This window comes from Mucilaginibacter auburnensis (assembly GCF_002797815.1).
GTDB classification, from domain to species: domain Bacteria; phylum Bacteroidota; class Bacteroidia; order Sphingobacteriales; family Sphingobacteriaceae; genus Mucilaginibacter; species Mucilaginibacter auburnensis.
The window spans coordinates 519,314-538,905 of record NZ_PGFJ01000002.1 but is presented as its reverse complement, the minus strand read 5'-3'; the positions used below and the strand labels follow the sequence as shown (position 1 = coordinate 538,905).

Genomic DNA, 19,592 nt, shown 5'->3' with positions numbered 1-19,592 from the left:
CTGCCTACTGCAAACTAAAAAATGGAATCATTTTTATCTAAACTTAAGGATATTACCACATTTGTTTTTGATGTGGACGGTGTACTGACTGATGGCTCTGTATTGCTTACAGATACCGGCGAACAGGCCCGTGCCTTTAATATTAAAGACGGATACGCTTTACAACTTGCTGTTAAGTGTGGATATAATGTTTGCGCCATATCCGGCAGCCGCTCAAAAATTGCCATTATGCGTTTAAATAGCCTGGGTATAACCGACGTTTACGTTGGCGCACAGGTTAAGGTTGACAAGTTGAAGCTGTACATGGAAGAAAAGCATGTAATTGGCTCAAAGGTGTTGTACATGGGCGATGATATTCCTGATCTTGATGTTATGAAACTGGTAGGTCTGCCTACCTGTCCGGCTGATGCTGCTGAAGAAATTAAAGAAGCCAGCTTATATGTATCTCCAATGGTTGGTGGCCGTGGCTGCGTGCGGGATGTGATAGAGAAAGTGCTGAAGGTACAAGGCAAGTGGATGAGCAAAGAATCATTTAGCTGGTGATTTTTGGTCCATGGACGATGGTCTATAGTCCATGGCTTTAATTTGAAATTTACTATCGACCATGGTCTATGGTCTATCGACTAAAACAATGCAACCATGAACAAGAAAATCATCCTCGCATCCAAATCTCCCCGCAGGCAGGAGTTATTAAAGCTCATGGACCTTGACTTTCGCATTGTGCTGAAAGATGTGGATGAGTCTTATCCGGAAGACCTTACCCCCGAGCAGATTGCTGTTTACATTGCCAAAAAGAAAGCTGAGGCTTTTGATGAGATGGTTACTGATGAGGTGGTGCTTACTGCTGATACCATTGTTAGCATAGGCGACAAGATTTTAGGCAAGCCCGAAAACGAAGAGCATGCCGTTGAAATGCTCAACCTGCTATCTGGCAATACGCATCAGGTTATAACCGGCGTCTGTTTGTTCTACAACCAGGAGTACCATACATTTTTTGATGTGTCTGATGTTACCTTCCGCCATATGAGTGACGAGGAAATACGCCACTATGTGAGCAAATACAAACCATTTGATAAAGCGGGCTCATATGGCATACAGGAGTGGGTAGGAGTAACCGGCATTATTAAAATTAACGGCTCTTACACCAATGTGGTAGGGTTGCCTACCGAGAAACTTTACCAGGCCCTGGTGAAGTTATAAGTCATCATTTTTTATTACACTAAGTTGTCCCGTGTTGATGTGTGAATTGGTGTTTTTTGAAGTGATTGGATCTGTTTAACTATCTTTTTGTTAATATTATTTCTCGTCTTATTAATCTGATGGGACACCTTTAAGTCGAAAAAATGAGTATTCAGCTCATTTTTGGTCCACCGGATGGGACAGGTTTGAGTACACTAAGTCAATTTTTAATGCCAGTCCAAAAACTATTTCAGGTGTCTTAGCACGGCATCAAACCACTTTATTAATACCCGGAATACGAACCAGCACTGCTCCTAAAGCGAAACTCATCATTACCGACAACGGCGCTACAATGGCCAGTTTGATCAAAGGCTCCACCGGCCAGCCGCTAACTGCCACAGATAAAGCGATGAGTACCAACGGATGAAAAATATATACGGCAAATGTGGTACGTGAGAGTTGGCTAACCCAGGAAGATGGATTGTTCCAACGCACCTTGCCTATACAGATCAGCGCGGCACAGATACTGAAACCCAATAATTGTTCCCACACTGCGTACCAAAGCGATGGCCAGTGCCCGCCCACATTATAATCTGATACAGGATAGCCCAGTATATTGCGCGCAATAACGAATGCAGGAAAACCTAAAACCACTAGACCAACCGCTACCCGGGCCATTACCTTACCGGTACGGTAAGCATCTGTTTCTAACCAGCGTTGCCGCGAAGCCACAAGCCCCAAAATGAACATGGCAATATATTGCGGAAAGTGACCAAGCTGAAACCCTAAAGGCTGCAATACCCAACCTACCGGAAAGTTGATCCGTACCAGGTAGCTGATGAAGCCCACCGCAGTTGCAGTACCTAAAATTAAACCCGCTGACGGCATGGAGCGGACTTTTGCAAGTGTACCCGGACTTATCCATTTACGAATAATTACATATACGGTTGTAAAAAGCAATAATGCCAATACAAACCACAATACGCCAAAATTGATCCATCCATCAAATCCCTTCAGGTAGTCTATGTAACTTACCTGATGGCCTTCCGCAAAACGGTATGGCATGTAACTGAGAAAAGGGGATAGGATAAAAGAGTAAAACAGCAAAGGTATACCCAACCGCACCAGCCGGTCTGCCATAAACTTGGCCGGTCCCTTTTTATCATATGATGAGGGTATGAAAAGCGCTGAGAGGAAAAAGAAGAATCCCATAAAAAAGGACTGGTTCACTGCTACAAATAAGGTTAACAGCATCTTTGCAGCTTCCATTTCAGTCTTTTGCGCAAAATACCAGCTACCTGGTGCGCCGTAGGTAATAAATGCATGGTGAAGGATAACCAACACCGTTAGCACTACCCGCAGGCGTTCAATATAGATCAATTTAAGGGTTTTAGCAGTTCCGGGCATAATAAAAAGTGTGCTTTGAAATTACGCTTTTGAAGAGTTAGTCACAAATTCAAAAATGCCAGCGCCTGTCTACCTCCCCCGTCTAAAATAATGTAAGCTTTCAGCTTACATGAAGATAAGCAGCTTTAGTGCAGCCAACGTAACAAGCGAATATATAAGCGGCATTACTCATCACTGAAACATAAAATCATGCAAGCGTTTCGCTTATATTGTTTAAGCGGGACGCTTAAACCTGTTTGCATTCAAGCAAGATGCCTGAATGGGCGGCATTATATTGGCCATGTTTGAGTAATCACCAGTCAACTAATCACCAATCAACTAACATCACTTCAACACATCCAGCACCCTAAACATCTTTGTTTTGATCCCGCTGGTACTGCCGTTATAATTATTAACCATAATAGAAAAACACAGTTCACGCCCATTATTGGTAACGAAACCGGTATAGGCCAGCACGTGGTAAATACTGCCGCTTTTCATGTGCATATCATTATAAATAGGCAGGCTCTCGTAAAACTCTTTGTACCAGGTTTCTTTACGGGTGCTTTGCATAATACCGGCTATGGTGGCAGAGGTAATGCGGTTGGCGGGCGAAAGACCGCTGCCGTCGGCAACGTCCATAGCGTTAGGGTCAAAGCCGCGGGTTTTCCAGTAGTTTTTTAGTACCTCTACGCCATTGTTGGTGGAGGCTGTTTTTCCGGCTTTAAAGGCAATCGCTTTTAATAACTCTTCAGCATACAGGTTAACGCTTTTGCGGTTGGTCCAGTAAACTATCTGCCCCAAAGTTGGAGAGGTGATATTGAGCAGTGTATTGCTAATGCGACGAACCGGCTGGTTTTTAGCCGTTAAGGTTAAGCTTGATTCGGGAGCGCCGTTAACTGTAATGCCTGCGCGTTTCAGTGTATCGGCTATTCGGTAAGCCAGATCAAAAGCCGGGTCGGGAATAGCTGTTGCTACAGATTTTTCTGCTTTATCAGTAGCGTAGGTGCCACGCAGGTACATCACGTTGCTAAGTCCCGCAGGTAAATAAGGATAGGCCTGGTCGCCAGTGCCTGCGGCGCCTGTAGTTAATTCGCTTTTAAAATTAAGATAAGGCATTGCAGGGGTGGAGCCTGTAATGCTTACCGGAGCACCTACAGCACCTGTGCGTAAATTTATATCAAACTGGTTTTCGTGCCAGCAAAGAGCGTTAACGCCTGCACCGTAATAGGTGCCCATGTCCTGCCAGATCCAACCATCCGGAATGGCCTGCGTATCATAAAGCGAGTCATCGCCAATAATTCTGCCGTTTATGCGGGTAATGCCAGCCTTTTTGATGGTGGCCACCAACTGATTTAATATGTTGGTGGTTTTAGTGTTATCGTAACGCCAGCTGCCAAGCGTAGGGTCGCCGCTGCCTTTTATGATGATGTCGCCATCCAAAGTGCCATTTGTAATAGTTCCGGCATAGCCAAAAGGCGTTTGATAGGTAAAGCTGCTGCCCAACAAGTTATAGGCGGTTATGGTGGTAACCGTTTTCATGGTTGAACCGGGTGCCATACCTGCATTAGCATTGCCGGCAAAGATCTGCTCGCCGGTTTGGGCATCCAGTACGGTTAATGATACCGTACCATATTTTACCTGCGCATCGGCCTGTAGCTTATTAAAAGCCGATGATATTTCCTGTTGCAGCGATGACTGACCCAATGCCGCGCATCCAAACAATAAAAATAAACTAAGTGCTGCTAACCTCTTCTTCTCCATGAGTAAAGTAACGGTTGGCCAAAAAGTATATTGGCACACCAATTAAAACTATTATTAATCCCCCTCTTGAATATTCCGGTTTGTACATTAGCAATAACACACAAAACGCCAGTCCCAATATAATATAAAGCGCCGGTAACACGGGATATCCAAATGCTTTATAAGGGCGCTCTGCATTGGGTTGCTTGGCGCGAAGTATAAATATGCCTATGATGGTAAGCATGTAGAAAATCACGGCTACCAATGATATCATATCTAACAGATCGCCATATTTACCGCTCAGGCATAATATACAGGCAATTAAACATTGTATCCACAGGCCGAAGCTGGGTACTGCAAACTCATTCAAAGTGCCGGTACGTTTAAAAAATAAACCATCCTTAGCCATGGTATAATACACCCGCGCACCCGACATGATCAAGCCGTTATTACAGCCAAAGGTGGATACCATGATCATCAGCGCGATAATAAGCGTACCCACGTTGCCAAATATTACTTTTGATGCCTCAACCGCAACACGGTCTTTCTCCGCATTGGCTATGTCTATTAAAGGTAGCACGCCGGTATACACCAGGTTTATGCTCACATAAATAACGGTAACTATCAGCGTGCCGAAAAACAAACTTAAGCCAACATTGCGTTGCGGGTTACGCATCTCGCCGGCAATGAAGGTTACGTTGTTCCAGGCGTCGCTGCTAAAAATAGAACCCACCATGGCTGCTGCAATAGCGCCTAAAGCGGCGGCAGTAGTATAGGGCAGGGTTGAGCCGTCTTTGTTTAACTGATGTATATCCCAGGCATTGGTCCAGTTAGCGGTCCATACATCGCCTTTCAACATTATAAAACCAAAAATTATCAAACCGAATAGGCTGGCCAGTTTAGTTACCGTAAACGTATTTTGAATGAGTTTGCCGCTTTTAACGCCGCGGGTGTTGATATACGTGAGGAAGATGATAAGTACAATAGATACACACTGCGCGGCATTGAGTTTAAACTGCCATGAGCCTATCATGGTGGTAAATAAAATATGGTCCTCGCTAACGGCAGGTATCAAATAAGCCGCAAATTTTGAAAAGGCTACACCAACCGCGGCAATTGTTCCGGTTTGTATAACCGAAAACAAACTCCATCCGTATAAAAAAGCAACAAACTTATTATAAGCCTCTTTAAGGTAAGTGTATTGTCCGCCGGCTTTGGGGTACATGGCGCTGAGTTCGCCATAACTAACGGCAGCGGTAAGGGTCATGAAACCGGTAATGAGCCAAACAGCTATGAGCCAACCAGCCGAACCAACATAGCGAATGATATCTGCAGCAACTATAAATATACCCGAGCCGATCATGGAGCCGGCTACCAGCATGGTGCCATCAAGCAGGCCAAGGGAGTGTTTTAGTTTAGGTTGATCAGTTGTTTTAGCCATTTAACAGGGTTGTTTAAGTTCCTAAGCTATCAAAAAACTTTAAATTGACATACTATTGTAAAGAAATTAATTTTCTCTATTTTGCAACACCAATTATAAACTTCAGCTCCTAATAAGCTGAGAACCAAACTAACTGATTTTTTATTTATGGAGTTTTTAAACACTTACTTAATTTACCTTATTCCCGTATTTGGTTTAGTGGGAATACTATTTATGGCCACCAAATCGGCCTGGGTTAGCAAGCAGGATGCAGGCAGTGGCGACATGGCCCAGCTTTCCGGTTACATTGCAGATGGGGCAATGGCTTTTTTGCGCGCCGAGTGGAAAATTTTAGGCTACTTTGTGGTAGTTGCAGGTATTTTACTGGCATGGAGCGGTACCACGGTAGAAAATTCAAGTCCGATCATTGCCGTATCGTTTTTGATAGGTGCCTTCCTTTCGGCTTTCGCCGGATACCTGGGTATGCGTATAGCCACCAAAGCAAACGTGCGCACCACACAGGCAGCTAAAACAAGTTTGGCACAAGCCTTAAAAGTATCATTTACAGGTGGCACCGTGATGGGTTTAGGTGTGGCCGGTTTAGCTATTATTGGCCTTGGCTCACTATTCATTGTATTTTACACCATGTACGTAAAAAGTGTTGGCGGCAACGTTAACGGTCACGAAATGGAAAAGGCCCTTGAGGTTTTGGCAGGTTTCTCTTTAGGCGCCGAATCAATCGCTTTGTTTGCCCGTGTGGGTGGCGGTATTTACACTAAGGCGGCCGACGTAGGCGCCGACCTGGTAGGTAAAGTTGAAGCGGGTATTCCTGAAGACGACGTGCGCAATCCGGCCACTATTGCTGATAACGTTGGCGACAACGTAGGCGACGTTGCCGGTATGGGCGCCGACCTGTTCGGTTCGTACGTGGCAACCATGCTGGCTACCATGGTATTGGGCAGAGAAATTGTATCAAATGATAATATGGGCGGTATTGCCCCTGTGCTTTTGCCAATGGTGATTGCAGGTTTGGGTTTGATATTCTCAATTGTAGGCGCTGCATTTGTTCGCATTAAAAGCGAAAATGATAGCGTTCAGAACGCTTTAAATATTGGCAACTGGGCATCCATCGTGTTAACAGCCATTGCAACCTACTTTGTTGTACAGTGGATGCTACCTGAAGAAGCCATGCACCTTAACCGCGAGAAAGAAGGCGCTTTAGTTGAATTTACCAAGAACGGGGTTTTCGGTGCTATTGTGGTAGGATTGGTTGTAGGTACGTTAATGTCTATCATCACCGAGTATTATACCGCAATGGGTAAACGCCCTGTGCTAAGCATTATTAAACAATCATCAACCGGCCACGCTACTAATATCATCGGTGGTTTAGCTATCGGTATGGAATCAACCGTATTGCCTATCATTGTATTGGCTGCGGGTATTTATGGTTCATATTACTTTGCCGGTTTATATGGCGTGGCCATCGCAGCAGCGGGGATGATGGCTACTACTGCTATGCAGTTGGCTATTGACGCTTTCGGTCCTATTGCCGATAACGCCGGTGGTATTGCCGAAATGAGCCAGTTACCGCCGGAGGTTCGTCACCGTACAGATAACCTCGATGCTGTGGGTAACACCACTGCTGCAACAGGTAAAGGTTTTGCTATCGCCTCTGCAGCATTAACTTCGCTGGCTTTGTTCGCAGCTTTTGTGGGTGTTGCAGGCATTAGCCACATTGATATTTATAAAGCCGATGTATTAGCGGGTTTATTTGTAGGGGGTATGATCCCGTTCATCTTCTCGGCGCTTTGTATCTCGGCAGTAGGTCGTGCGGCCATGGCCATGGTGGAAGAAGTTCGCCGCCAGTTTAGAGAGATACCGGGTATTATGGAATACAAAGCCAAGCCTGAGTATGAAAAATGCGTTGCCATATCAACACAGGCTTCCATTCGCGAGATGGTTGCTCCCGGCTTAATTGCTTTGATAACACCCATTATTATTGGCTTTGCTTTCGGCCCCGAAGTTTTGGGCGGTTTATTGGCTGGCGTTACCGTATCGGGCGTGTTAATGGGTATCTTCCAGAGCAACGCAGGCGGCGCATGGGATAACGCCAAAAAATCATTTGAAAAAGGCTGCGAAATAAACGGCGAGATCTACTACAAAAAATCTGAGCCGCACAAAGCATCTGTAACCGGTGATACCGTAGGGGATCCGTTTAAAGACACCTCAGGTCCGTCAATGAATATTTTGATCAAGCTGATGTCTATCGTTTCATTAGTTATAGCGCCGCATTTGAGTAGCCCGACAGGTGAAATTGCAGCGAAAAGTAAGCTTCACAACACCACAGTTCAAACCGAACATGTGATCAAGGTCGATAATAAGATATAAGACCTGAAAAAAAGAGGAATTCTGATAACGAATTCCTCTTTTTGGTTTTAAAGTTTAGGTGTTTTAAGTTTAAACATCGATCTTTTTCACCTTTAAACACTTCGTATGCGGGTTAGCTGATTATTTCACAAAAAATAGCTATGTTTGAACATTAACTGATCTAATAGAATACATTAATTTAAATTTATGCGATTTAAAAAGCCTCTAAACATTTTACTACAGGAAGCTTCCGAAACGGGCGAAGGCACATTGAAACGAACGCTAAGTAGTTTTAATTTGGTGACCATGGGGATCGGGGCTATAATTGGTGCCGGTTTATTCTCATTAACAGGCCTTGCGGCAGCTAACAATGCCGGTCCGGCTGTTACTATAGCATTTGTAATTGGTGCTATTGGCTGCGCATTTGCAGGTCTGTGCTATGCCGAATTTGCAAGTATGATCCCTATTGCCGGCTCTGCTTACACTTACTCTTACGCTACTATGGGTGAGTTTGTAGCCTGGATAATTGGTTGGGACCTTGTTTTGGAATATGCTTTGGGCGCGGCAACGGTTTCCATAAGCTGGTCGCAGTACCTGGTCAAGCTACTCCATTACTTTAATTTACATATCCCCCCACAGTTCACCATGTCGCCATGGGAGAGTGCTACATTGGCCGACGGTACCGTGGTAAGCGGCTACTGCAATTTGCCGGCTGTTTTTATCATCGTCTGTTTATCATTACTTTTAATAAGAGGCTCAAAAGAATCAGCTTTTGTTAACAACCTGTTGGTTGTATTGAAAGTAGCGGTGGTGCTAATATTTATCGCTGTAGGATGGCAATTCATTAAACCTGAAAATCATACGCCATATATTCCTGAAAATACCGGCGAATTCGGTCACTTTGGTATTTCAGGTATTTTCCGTGGTGCAGCGGTAGTATTCTTCGCTTTTATTGGTTTTGACGCTGTATCAACAGCAGCACAGGAAGCGAAAGATCCTAAGCGCGGTATGCCAATAGGTATCATCGGTTCCTTACTGGTTTGTACTGTTTTATATGTACTTTTCTCGCACGTTATGACCGGTTTAGCTAACTATACCGAGTTTAAAGACAGTGCAGCACCTGTAGCCATCGCTATTGCTAAAACACCTTACGCATGGTTGCAAGAGGGTATCATTGTAGCAATTTTAGCTGGTTATACCTCAGTAATTTTGGTGATGTTAATGGGCCAGTCGCGTATATTCTATACCATGTCAAAAGACGGGCTGTTACCTAAAGTATTTTCAGATGTACATAAAAAATTCAAAACGCCCTATAAAGCTAATCTGTTCTTTGCGGTGTTTGTGAGTTTATTTGCTGCGTTTGTACCGGTTTCTGTAGTAGGTGAAATGGTTTCTATAGGTACTTTGTTTGCGTTTGTGTTAGTATGTATAGGTGTTATGGTAATGCGTAAAAGTGATCCGAATACACCACGTCCGTTCAGGGCACCATGGGTGCCTTTTGTACCAATTGCTGGTATTATAATTTGTTTATCTATGATGGTTTCACTACCTGCTGATACCTGGATACGCTTAGCAGTTTGGATGGCTTTAGGATTCATCATCTACTTTGCGTACAGCAAACACCATTCGTTGATAAGAAACGGAAAGGTAGCAGTACCGAAAGATCCGGAGCCGCCAATGGCTTAATCATAAAGTATAAAGGCTCCTGCTAAACCGGGAGCCTTTCTTGTCTTAATAACGTTTTGCTATGCACTCATTCACTTTTAATTTCAGGGAGATAGTTTCTGTAACCATGATCCTGTTTGCCATTATTGATATTATTGGTTCGGTACCGGTAATTATTGAAATGCGCAGAAGGGCAGGGCATGTGGAGTCTGAAAAGGCAAGTATTGCCGTACTGGGGCTCATGATAGCTTTCTTACTGATAGGCGAAAATATCCTTTCCATCATTGGCTTAGATGTGGCATCGTTTGCTATTGCCGGCTCGTTGGTAATATTCATCATAGCTATGGAGATATTAGGCATACACCTTTTTAAAGCCGATGAAAGCCTGCCATCAACTGTATCTATTGTTCCGCTTGCTTTTCCGCTCATAGCCGGTGCCGGCACTATGACAACGCTGCTATCGCTTAAATCTCAATATGCAACGCAAAACATCATAGTCGCTATTGTTATCAATACCCTGTTTGTGTACATGGTGCTCAAAAACGTTAAGTGGATTGAAAAGCTATTGGGCAGGGGTGGTATTGAGATATTACGCAAAGCTTTTGGGGTTATTTTGCTGGCCATTGCTATAAAGTTGTTCAGGAATAATACAGGGCTGTAGGAGCGGTAAAAATAGATACAAGAATTAAGAGTCGAGAGCCAAGACAAACGCAATATAAGGTCTTAATTCTTATTTCTTGACTCTCGCCTCTTACCTCTAACATCTATCTTACTCCGTTCTCAGGCTCTGTACCGGATTAGCTAAGGCTGCCTTTATGGTCTGCGCCGTTATTAATACAGAGGCTACAACCAATAACGAAAATAACGATGCTCCGAACGGCATAACATTCAATGGTGTTTTATAAGCATAATCGTTCAACCAGCTATTCATCATCCAATATGCCAGCGGACAGGCAACTAACCCGGCAATAGCTATAACTACTACAAAATCTTTCAGGAAAAGCATTACTATACCGTTGATTGACGAACCGAGTACCTTCCGTATGCCTATCTCTCGCGTACGTTTTTGAATGCTTAATGATATCAGACCTAATAATCCCAACAACACAATTACTATTGCCAGACCGGTTGCCAGATACGATGCTTTTTTTAACTGTATTTCTGTTCTATAAATTTTAGCCAGCGCATCATCCATAAAATTATATTCAAACGGCGCGCCGGGCATTAGTTCGGTCCACTTTGCCTGTAGTGCCGCCAGATCGGCCTGGGTGTTACCGGGCCTCAGTTTGATGGAGAAGTACCGGTACAGGTTGTTTTGATTTACATTCATAAACATTAAAGGCGTTACAGGTCCTGTCATGGGGCCAAACTGGAAATTGGCTACTACACCGCATATGGTAAATGTAGGGTTGTATTGTGCATTGAACTGACGACCAATAGCTTCTTTGGGCGATTTAAAACCCAGCGCTTTTGATTGTGCCTCGTTGATCACAACCAAAGCCGAATCAGATTGTATGTAATCCTTTTTAAAAAACTCTCCCGCCTTTAATGGAATATTGTAAGTGTTGGCATACTGGTTATCAGCTATCATTAGTGTGGTAGCGAAAGACTGACGTTCGTCGGCCCCAAATTTGTAGGTTTGCAAGTAGCCCACAGCACCGCCATCCGGAATTTCCCACGATAAGGTTGCCGACTTAACCTGTGGCAACTGAGATAGCTCGGACCGAACACGTTCCATTTTCTGTACGCCGGTTTTTGACCAGTCCCTCGGCAAGGCAGCGTATATCAAATAGTCTTTATCAAAACCCAGATTTTTGCCAAAGAACAGGTCTATCTGCGCGGAAATAACTATGGCAGCAATTAAAGCCACCGCCGCTGTAGAGAATTGAAAGCCTATCAATACCTTTCTGAAGAGCACATTATCTTTTACACGGTCGCGCTTGCCTTTAAGGGAATCAACAGACTTTAGTGAGGATAGCATCAGTGCAGGATATAAGCCCGCCAAAATCCCTATAACCAGCGCGAAAGCGATCAACCCGAGGTAGAAATAGTAAGGAAGAGATAATATGCCGGTCATCTCTGTAGATAGCAGATCAGCAAAGAAAGGTTTGGACAGCGCATATATTCCGGGAGATAACAAGGTTGCTATAGCAACCATTAGTACAGATTCTGTTAAAAACTGAATAATGAGCTGCTGCCTTAAGCCACCTAAAACTTTGCGCACCCCCATTTCCTTCATGCGTTTAGATGAGCTGCTGATGCAGATATTCACAAAATTAACAACCGCCATCAGCAGTATAAATAAGGCTATGCAGCTTAGTGTGAATATTGTTTTTTTAACAACCGGATTGTCCTGGTAATAGGATTGAAGGTTAATCAGGTACGGGTCAAGGTTAGCCGCAATTTGAGGTGTGGCATTAACCTTTATCAGTGTTTTCATTGGCCCAACAAGGTCGGCAGGCTTAATGCCTTCTTTTAATTCCAGCAAGCCTACAACCACAACATTGCTCCAACTATCCAGATCACGCCCCAAGAACTTAACTGCCTCAGCCGGAAGAAAGAATGTGCTGTTGCTTCGCTCAATAAGATTGGTTACCGAGTTTTTACGGTATTTGGCTAAAACGCCAGTTACGGTAAAGTCGTGCTTTTCGCCTTTAAAGCTTTCTATGGTAAGGGTTTGCCCAACGCAATTGGTTTTGCCGAAGTATTTAATGGCTTTTTCTTCTGTTATCACTACCGAAAAAGGATCTTTCAGCGCGGTTGCACCGTCACCGTCTAACAGCTTAAAGCCGTACATATTGATAAAGGAGCTGTCGCCAACCTGTAAAATTTCCTGGAAGTGTTTGTCGCCCTTTGAAACAATGGAGTTGATACCATCCCAATGGTAAGCGTTGGCCACCAGGTTAGGGTAGTTTTGCTTTAAGGCCTGTGGCAAACCTGCCAATGTTGTCATTTCATATCCCAAGCCGGGTTTCTTCCACTTGCTTTGAATAATGTACTGGTTGTCGGCGTTTCTCAGCTGACTGTTAACGCTCGACTCCTGCCACACATACACAGCAATAACAAGCGTAAAACATATACCTATAGATAAGCCAAAAATATTAATGAGTGTGAAAAATTTATGTTTCCACATATTTCTCCAGGCAACAGTAATGTAATTTTGTAGCATAAGGCGTGTTGATTTATCAGCTAAAATAAACCCTTGAAATCAGCAGATGAAAACATTAACATTATTTAACCTTTGGGTATCTTGTGATCAGATTATGGACGAAGGATTAAAGAACAAAGCCTATTTAGAAGGGTCAAGGTTAAAAAATGCCGGATACGAGGATGAGGTAATTGCCGCCAGGTTAGAGAAGATGGGAATTCCGGAGGAGTTGATAAAACAAGTACTGTTAAATTTAGGTATACAACACGTAATAGATAAACATAATGCAGCAAAGCCTTTTTATATTTCTGCATGGATGAAGATTGGTTTGGGGGTACTGGCAGCGGTTATATCTTCATACCTAATTCCAGGTCAGGTTACACTGCCGATAGGTTTGATTGTCACCGGAATTATTGCAGCAGTTAGCACAAAGAAAGATATGCTTTGATAATACTTGCTTTTAGGAGGCCGGGATGTGTAACCTCGCCACAAACATGGTGTCCGCCTTGTGCTCATAACCCTTTAAAACCTGCATTTCTTCCAGTTCTAAGCCTTTTTCTTCAACAAGATATTTAACCACATCCTCATTCTCCGCTTTAAAAGCCGAGCAAGTAATGTAAATAAGCGGCTGACCAGGCTTCAGATATTTGATAACGTTAGCAGCTATGGTTTTTTGCAGCCGCTGAAAGAACTCAATTTTGTGGGTATCAAACTGCGCTATCATTTCGGGAGTTCGACCCCAGGTGCCCGAGCCACTGCATGGGGCGTCCAGTATTATGCCATCAAAGGCATAATTGTATAATTCCTGGTCAACGTTGCCGGTAAGGTCCAGTTGCTTCTTTTGGTATTTCAACAATCCGGCGGAGCGAAAACGTTCATCCAGATTGGCTAAAATAGATTCGCGGATATCTGATACAACCAGTTTTATCGTAGGCTCTAAACCGTGCAGCAGTAATGATTTCCCGCCAGATGCCGCGCAGGCATCCCACCAGGCTTCCCATTTTTGGGGCTTAAAATATTGGGCGGTTTGTTGCGAGGACCTGTCTTGTACTACATACCAGTTGGGGTTAGTAATTACCGTTTCCAGCTTAGTGCCGTTGGGTAAAGCCAGACAACCGTTTCCTTCGTCTTTAAAAACGATGGCTGCTTTGTTCAGATCAGCACGAACTAAATGATCGAAGTTGGGGTTGGTTCTGATAAACAGATCTGGCTGCACGAAAAAGGAGAGAAGCAAAGCTTCTTTATCAATTTCTTCCGAAACCTCATTTATCCAGGGAAATACATCGTTGATGTCAAAAGCAGGATAAGTCTTTTTAACAATGCTGATCTTCTCCTTAATTTCGAAACCCACGCAAGCTGCCCAATCTGGTTTGAAGTGTTGTAAAAAGGAGTTGACCTGTGTATTGCATAAAAACTCTGCAACTACCACGCGCTCATCTGCAGGTAAGGCACTTAATGCCCTGCCCAGGCGGAAATAATTATAAACCAGTCGGCCGGCAACCTTACGGTCGTTGGAGCCCATTTGTTTATTTTGGCGGTAAAAGCCAGGTAGAAACTTACCTAAAGGCGTTTCGGCCGGATACTCATCCAAAATTCGCTGAAATGTTTTGAGCTGGTTTATCGCTTTCATTCCACCCGTTTTAGTTCGTAATTAGCATAGGTAAGCACATCAACACTGGTATTTACCCAACCTAAGCCGGGCAGCCATTTAAACTTAAATTTATTGTGGATGCCGGTATAGCCCGTTTTTTCAATTTCCATGCGCACGGTAGTATTCCCGGCAAGCAGCTTACCAAAGTACATGGCCTGGTCAAAGCCTTTTATGGCATATTCTGACGGTTCTGCCTGATATTTTTTGCGGTAAGCTTTCATGAACGTAACAGTTGCCACAGCTTTGTAATTTATCCTGTCGGAATTTGTGATGTGCGTTTTTAAACGTTGCAACTGGTCTGCCTTTAAAAACGTGAACTTCTCCCAATTAGGGTGACCAAAAACTGTTACAGGGTATTTCAGGCTCAAATCATCCAAAGCTTTTAAAGTAACCAACAAAAACTGCTGATTAGTTGCCGGGATAAAAAATACGTTTTGCCCGGTTGCAGAAAGCTTTGGTAGTATTGCAGTCAAATTACCTTTTGATACCGTCAGCTCTGTAAACTGTACGCCTTTTCTGGTTAAACTATCTACAGCTCTTTTAAAGTAATTGGTATATTCTTTATCAGCGCTGTATCCCGAGTTAAGGATAAATATTCGTTTTGCGCCAATTTTACCCGTAGCATATTTGGCTGATGCAACTGCATGGTATTGCAGCGGAGGCGTAACGGTAATAAGGTTTTGATTTTTTATTGTTGATGGCTCTGCAGCAGACAGCGGCGACACAATAGGGTTACGCTGACTTGGCAAAACACTCGCAAAGGCTTTCATATCTTCAGGAAAGATAGGACCAACTATCAGATCGCTCACCCTGATCTGTGAGTTATAAGCCAAGGCATGCGATTGGCTGGTTTGTCCCTGCGAATCAAAAACATGCAGCTCATAATTATAGCCGTAAGAAGTAAGCGAATCAAGTCCCAGCTTAAAACCCTGATAAAAATCAATAGCGATATTAGCCTGCGCAAGGCCGGCGGAACTATAGCCCGTGTTTAAATTATTTAAAGCGAAGGGAAGTATTAGCGATACAACACTTGTTTTGGCCGGTGGCTGTGCCACCGGCTTAGTTGTGTCTTTTATAATCTCGGGTTTCTTTTCAGTTTCTGTTTTTACAACCGGCGCGGGTGGCTGTACCTTAGGCGAACAAGCACCCAGCCCCACTGTTAATAAAAACAACCATAACCATTTATTCCCACTCAATTGTAGCAGGTGGTTTTGAACTGATATCATATACAACCCGGTTAATTCCTTTTACGTTGTTAATGATCTCGTTTGAGATCTTGGCCAAAACATCATACGGCAAATGGCACCAGTCGGCGGTCATACCATCTAATGATTCAACAGCACGTAAGCACACTACATTTTCGTAAGTACGCTCATCACCCATTACACCAACAGACTGTACAGGCAAATAAATGGTACCCGCCTGCCATACCTTATCATAAAGGCCCGCAGCACGCAAATTGTTTATATAAATTGCATCTGCTTCCTGTAAAATGGCAACTTTCTCAGGCGTAACCTCGCCTAATATCCTGATAGCCAAACCCGGACCCGGGAAAGGGTGGCGCCCCAAAATATTATCATCAATATTTAATGCTTTACCTACGCGGCGTACTTCATCTTTAAATAATGTGTTAAGTGGTTCAACCACTTTAAGCTTCATAAAATCAGGTAAGCCACCTACGTTATGGTGCGATTTAATGGTAGCTGACGGACCTTTCACCGATAGCGATTCAATTACGTCAGGATAAATAGTGCCCTGGCCTAACCATTTAACATCCTGTACCTCATGTGCGGCATCATCAAATACCTCAATAAATACACGGCCAATGGCTTTGCGTTTCTTTTCAGGGTCGCTAATGCCGGCCAATGCATCATAAAAGCGTTGTTTGGCATCAATACCTTTTATGTTAAGGCCCATGTGCTGGTACGAATCCAATACAGATTGATACTCATCTTTACGCAACAAACCGTTATCAACAAAAATACAGTGGAGGTTTTTGCCAATAGCCTGGTGTAACAGAACAGCAGCTACAGATGAATCCACACCGCCTGAAAGACCTAATACTACTTTATCATTGCCCAGTTTCTCACGTAACTCGGCAATAGTAGTTTCAATGAACGAATCAGAAGTCCAATCCTGCGAACAGCCGCAAATGTCAACCAAAAAGTTTTCTAACAACTGGCGTCCGTCAATGCTGTGGGTAACTTCCGGGTGAAACTGTATACCATAAGTATGTGTTCCGCTGATCTGGTAAGCCGCCACGCGTACGCTATCGGTACTGGCAATCACCTCAAAATTATCAGCAATGCTGGCTATGGTATCGCCGTGCGACATCCATACCTGTGAACCCGGATAGATCTGTTTAAATAAAGGATTAGCTTTTTCTATATAATGCAAGTGTGCACGGCCATACTCGCGTGTGCTTGATGGCAATACCTCACCACCATTAAAGTGCGCAACATACTGTGCACCATAACATACCGCTAAAATTGGCAACTGGCCATGGTAACGGGCAAAGTCAAAGTGCAAAGCATCTTCCTGGCGCACCGAGTAGGGGCTGCCCGAAAGGATAATGCCTTTAAAGCTGTCGTCAATTTCGGGAATTTTGTTGAAAGGATGAATCTCGCAGTAAATATTGAGTTCTCTGACGCGGCGTGCTATAAGCTGTGTAAACTGAGAGCCGAAGTCAAGAATGAGGATTTTTTCTTGCATGGGCAAAGATAGGATTTTTTAGGGATATCGGATTTCCAATTTTTGATTTCAATTTAATTATTGCTACGTCATGCCGAATTTATTTCGGCACCTCATGGGATAGGTAGACGCTCGCAATTTGATGGGTGTTGAAAAAGTTCAGCATGACAATTATTATATAGTTGTTTTATGACAATGCCTCCCTTTTTACAAGTGCCGATTTTTGCTACCTTTGCTACCCATTAAAAAAGATAACGTTAAGACGATGAGCAAAGCGATTATAAAAACTGAAAAAGGCGACATGACGGTTGAGTTTTACGACACCGACGCTCCAAATACAGTGGCTAACTTTAAAAAACTGGCCAAAGAAGGATTTTACAACGGATTAACTTTCCACCGTGTTATCCCTAACTTTATGGTACAAGGTGGTTGCCCTTTCTCCAAAGATGCTGCGACTGCGTACAAAGCAGGTAGCGGCGGCCCGGGTTACCACATTGATTGTGAATTAACAGGCGAGTTGCAACACCACGACCGTGGTGTGCTTTCAATGGCACATGCGGGCCGTAATACTGGTGGTTCACAGTTCTTTATTTGCCACAGCCGCAACAACACAGCGCATTTAGACCGTAACCATACCTGCTTTGGTAAAGTGGTAGAGAATGTTGATGTGGTTGATGACATCAGACAAGGCGACAGAATAACAAGCATTGAAGTTATAGAAGATTAATTATTTCTGCGAATATGAATTTACAGGCAATAGTAGCGGTATCGGGCAAGCCGGGATTATGGAAAGCATTGGTTCAAAATAAAACCGGTTTTATTTTAGAAAGTCTTGATGCGCAAAAAACTAAAATGGTAGCAAATCTATCAACAGCTAAAATGGCTGCTTTAGATGAGATTACTGTTTTTGGCGAAGACGAAGACATTAAATTAACCGACATACTTGAGCGTATGAAAAGTGCTGCAAGCGTTCCGGATGCAAAAGCTGATGGTAAGGCGTTGAGAAATTTTTTCAGAGAAGTTGCTCCTGAGCATGATGAAGAGAAAGTGTATTCATCTGATATCAAAAAAATTATTACCTGGTTCAATATTTTAAAAGACCTGCCTTTATTTAACGAGGAAGTAAAAACTGCTGCCAAAGCGCCTGTTACTGAAGAAGCACCGGTTGCGCAAGAGATAGTTACTGAAACTCCTAAAAAAGCAAAAGCACCAAAAGCTGAAGAAGCCGAAACGCCTGCTGAAGAAGCTGAGAAAGCGCCTAAAGCTAAAAAGGCGGCTGTTAAAAAAGCCTAGTTAAGTTTGATTAACAAAAAAAGCCTCTCGATCATCGGGAGGCTTTCTTTGTTTTTGAGAATATTGTAAGCGTTTAACAGTCTTTTTCCAAACACTTGGTATCTGCAAATTCCGGCTCGAATGTGCAATGCGAAACGTTCATGTGCTGAAGACGGTGTTTAAGATCAGTCTTTATTTCATTGAAGACATTGAGGCTATCTGTAGATAGAACTATATGAGCGGTAAGCGCATTCTCGGTAGTGCTTATGGCCCAGATATGTACATGATGCACGCTTACTACCGATGGATTTTTTACCAGCTCTGCTTTAATTTTCTCCAACTCTATTTCCCGCGGTACGCCGTCCATTTCTAATCTCAGGCTATCTTTAAATAAGCTCCAGGTACTTTGTAAAATAACAATCCCTATAATTACGCTTACTAAACTATCTATCCACCATAATTTAGTGAATAGTATTACAAGGCCCGATACTACAACACCTAACGACACCAAAGCGTCAACCGCCATGTGCATGTAAGCGCCTTTAATGTTTAGATCCTTATCTTTGTCTTTTATAAATAGCCATGCGGTAAAGCCATTCACCAAAATACCTGCAAAGGCCACCCACGCCACAGTACTGCCAGATACCGGGTGGGGGTGAATAAAGCGAATAAAGGCCTCATAAAAAATAACCAGTACTGTACCCACCAATATCACCGCGTTAAAAAACGATACTACGATAGTTGCCCTTTTATACCCATAGGTATACAACTTGCTTGAACCAACTTTTGCCATTTTAAAAGCAAGCAGTGCTAACGCCAGGCTGGTAACGTCTGTTAAGTTATGGCCCGCATCTGTTAAAAGAGAGAGCGATCCGGTGACAAAACCCGCAACCGCTTCAATAATAACAAAGGTTATGTTGAGCACTATACCCCAAATGAATGCTTTGTTTACGTGGTCAAGCTTTGGGGCGTGATCGTGGTGGTGATGAGAATGGTCGTGGCCGGCTGACATAGGCAGATATTAGTATAATTTAGTTAAAGCTGTTTTGAATGAGTTTGTTTTAGCAGTC

Annotated in this window: 16 protein-coding genes; 8 read left to right on the top strand and 8 right to left on the bottom strand. The window is 43.4% G+C overall.

Annotation, left to right across the window (positions count from 1 at the left end):
• Positions 1–21: 21 nt before the first annotated feature.
• Together CLV57_RS12975 and CLV57_RS12970 are read left to right on the top strand one after the other, a co-directional pair.
• Entirely contained in the window at positions 22–543 is a 522-nt protein-coding gene (locus tag CLV57_RS12975) for a KdsC family phosphatase (RefSeq protein WP_100341819.1), read from the top strand.
• Positions 544–639: 96 nt separating this feature from the next.
• Positions 640–1,200, top strand: coding sequence for a Maf family nucleotide pyrophosphatase (locus CLV57_RS12970; protein ID WP_100341818.1), 561 nt, complete (start codon positions 640–642; stop codon positions 1,198–1,200).
• A gap of 249 nt (positions 1,201–1,449) precedes the next feature.
• On the opposite strand, the gene CLV57_RS12965 is transcribed toward CLV57_RS12970, so the two are convergent.
• From CLV57_RS12965 to CLV57_RS12955, 3 genes are all read right to left on the bottom strand, one after another.
• Positions 1,450–2,586, bottom strand: coding sequence for an acyltransferase family protein (locus CLV57_RS12965; protein ID WP_100341817.1), 1,137 nt, complete (start codon positions 2,584–2,586; stop codon positions 1,450–1,452).
• A 324-nt stretch (positions 2,587–2,910) separates the two neighbouring features.
• Positions 2,911–4,329 carry a D-alanyl-D-alanine carboxypeptidase/D-alanyl-D-alanine endopeptidase gene (gene dacB, locus CLV57_RS12960; RefSeq protein ID WP_100341816.1) on the bottom strand — a complete coding sequence of 473 codons (1,419 nt, stop codon included), beginning with the start codon at positions 4,327–4,329 and terminating at the stop codon, positions 2,911–2,913.
• Entirely contained in the window at positions 4,301–5,749 is a 1,449-nt protein-coding gene (locus CLV57_RS12955) for an APC family permease (RefSeq protein ID WP_100342842.1), read from the bottom strand. The genes dacB and CLV57_RS12955 overlap by 29 nt, the downstream gene beginning before the upstream one ends.
• 147 nt (positions 5,750–5,896) lie before the next feature.
• Between CLV57_RS12955 and CLV57_RS12950 the strand changes: the two genes are divergently transcribed.
• The 3 genes from CLV57_RS12950 to CLV57_RS12940 all read left to right on the top strand — a co-directional run bounded on the left by CLV57_RS12950 (position 5,897) and on the right by CLV57_RS12940 (position 10,421).
• Positions 5,897–8,116, top strand: coding sequence for a sodium-translocating pyrophosphatase (locus CLV57_RS12950; protein ID WP_100341815.1), 2,220 nt, complete (start codon positions 5,897–5,899; stop codon positions 8,114–8,116).
• A gap of 186 nt (positions 8,117–8,302) precedes the next feature.
• Positions 8,303–9,781 (top strand): amino acid permease, encoded by a 1,479-nt coding sequence (locus tag CLV57_RS12945; RefSeq protein ID WP_100341814.1) that lies wholly within the window; start codon positions 8,303–8,305, stop codon positions 9,779–9,781.
• Between the two features lie 61 nt (positions 9,782–9,842).
• Positions 9,843–10,421, top strand: a complete 579-nt coding sequence (locus CLV57_RS12940) for a MarC family protein (protein WP_100341813.1) — start codon at positions 9,843–9,845, stop codon at positions 10,419–10,421.
• Positions 10,422–10,529: 108 nt separating this feature from the next.
• Here the strand turns inward: CLV57_RS12940 and CLV57_RS12935 are convergent, their stop codons facing one another.
• Positions 10,530–12,929, bottom strand: a complete 2,400-nt coding sequence (locus CLV57_RS12935; RefSeq protein ID WP_100341812.1) for an ABC transporter permease — start codon at positions 12,927–12,929, stop codon at positions 10,530–10,532.
• A gap of 46 nt (positions 12,930–12,975) precedes the next feature.
• Between CLV57_RS12935 and CLV57_RS12930 the strand changes: the two genes are divergently transcribed.
• A complete protein-coding gene (locus tag CLV57_RS12930) occupies positions 12,976–13,356 on the top strand; it encodes a hypothetical protein (RefSeq protein ID WP_100341811.1) in 381 nt (126 codons plus the stop codon).
• Positions 13,357–13,368: 12 nt separating this feature from the next.
• On the opposite strand, the gene CLV57_RS12925 is transcribed toward CLV57_RS12930, so the two are convergent.
• The 3 genes from CLV57_RS12925 to guaA are packed head-to-tail and all read right to left on the bottom strand — an operon-like array spanning position 13,369 to position 17,271.
• Complete coding sequence (locus CLV57_RS12925; protein WP_100341810.1) at positions 13,369–14,538, bottom strand: RsmB/NOP family class I SAM-dependent RNA methyltransferase; 1,170 nt, start codon at positions 14,536–14,538, stop codon at positions 13,369–13,371.
• Positions 14,535–15,755 (bottom strand): ABC transporter substrate-binding protein, encoded by a 1,221-nt coding sequence (locus CLV57_RS12920; protein ID WP_169927084.1) that lies wholly within the window; start codon positions 15,753–15,755, stop codon positions 14,535–14,537. The genes CLV57_RS12925 and CLV57_RS12920 overlap by 4 nt, the downstream gene beginning before the upstream one ends.
• Positions 15,742–17,271 carry a glutamine-hydrolyzing GMP synthase gene (gene guaA / locus CLV57_RS12915; protein ID WP_100341808.1) on the bottom strand — a complete coding sequence of 510 codons (1,530 nt, stop codon included), beginning with the start codon at positions 17,269–17,271 and terminating at the stop codon, positions 15,742–15,744. Before guaA ends, CLV57_RS12920 begins: the two co-directional genes overlap by 14 nt.
• 244 nt (positions 17,272–17,515) lie before the next feature.
• Between guaA and CLV57_RS12910 the strand changes: the two genes are divergently transcribed.
• Together CLV57_RS12910 and CLV57_RS12905 are read left to right on the top strand one after the other, a co-directional pair.
• Positions 17,516–17,977 carry a peptidylprolyl isomerase gene (locus tag CLV57_RS12910; RefSeq protein ID WP_100341807.1) on the top strand — a complete coding sequence of 154 codons (462 nt, stop codon included), beginning with the start codon at positions 17,516–17,518 and terminating at the stop codon, positions 17,975–17,977.
• A 14-nt stretch (positions 17,978–17,991) separates the two neighbouring features.
• Complete coding sequence (locus CLV57_RS12905) at positions 17,992–18,543, top strand: DUF5606 family protein (protein ID WP_100341806.1); 552 nt, start codon at positions 17,992–17,994, stop codon at positions 18,541–18,543.
• A gap of 73 nt (positions 18,544–18,616) precedes the next feature.
• Here the strand turns inward: CLV57_RS12905 and CLV57_RS12900 are convergent, their stop codons facing one another.
• Positions 18,617–19,534: a cation diffusion facilitator family transporter gene (locus CLV57_RS12900; protein WP_100341805.1), complete on the bottom strand. Its 918-nt coding sequence runs from the start codon at positions 19,532–19,534 to the stop codon at positions 18,617–18,619.
• Positions 19,535–19,592: the final 58 nt, after the last annotated feature.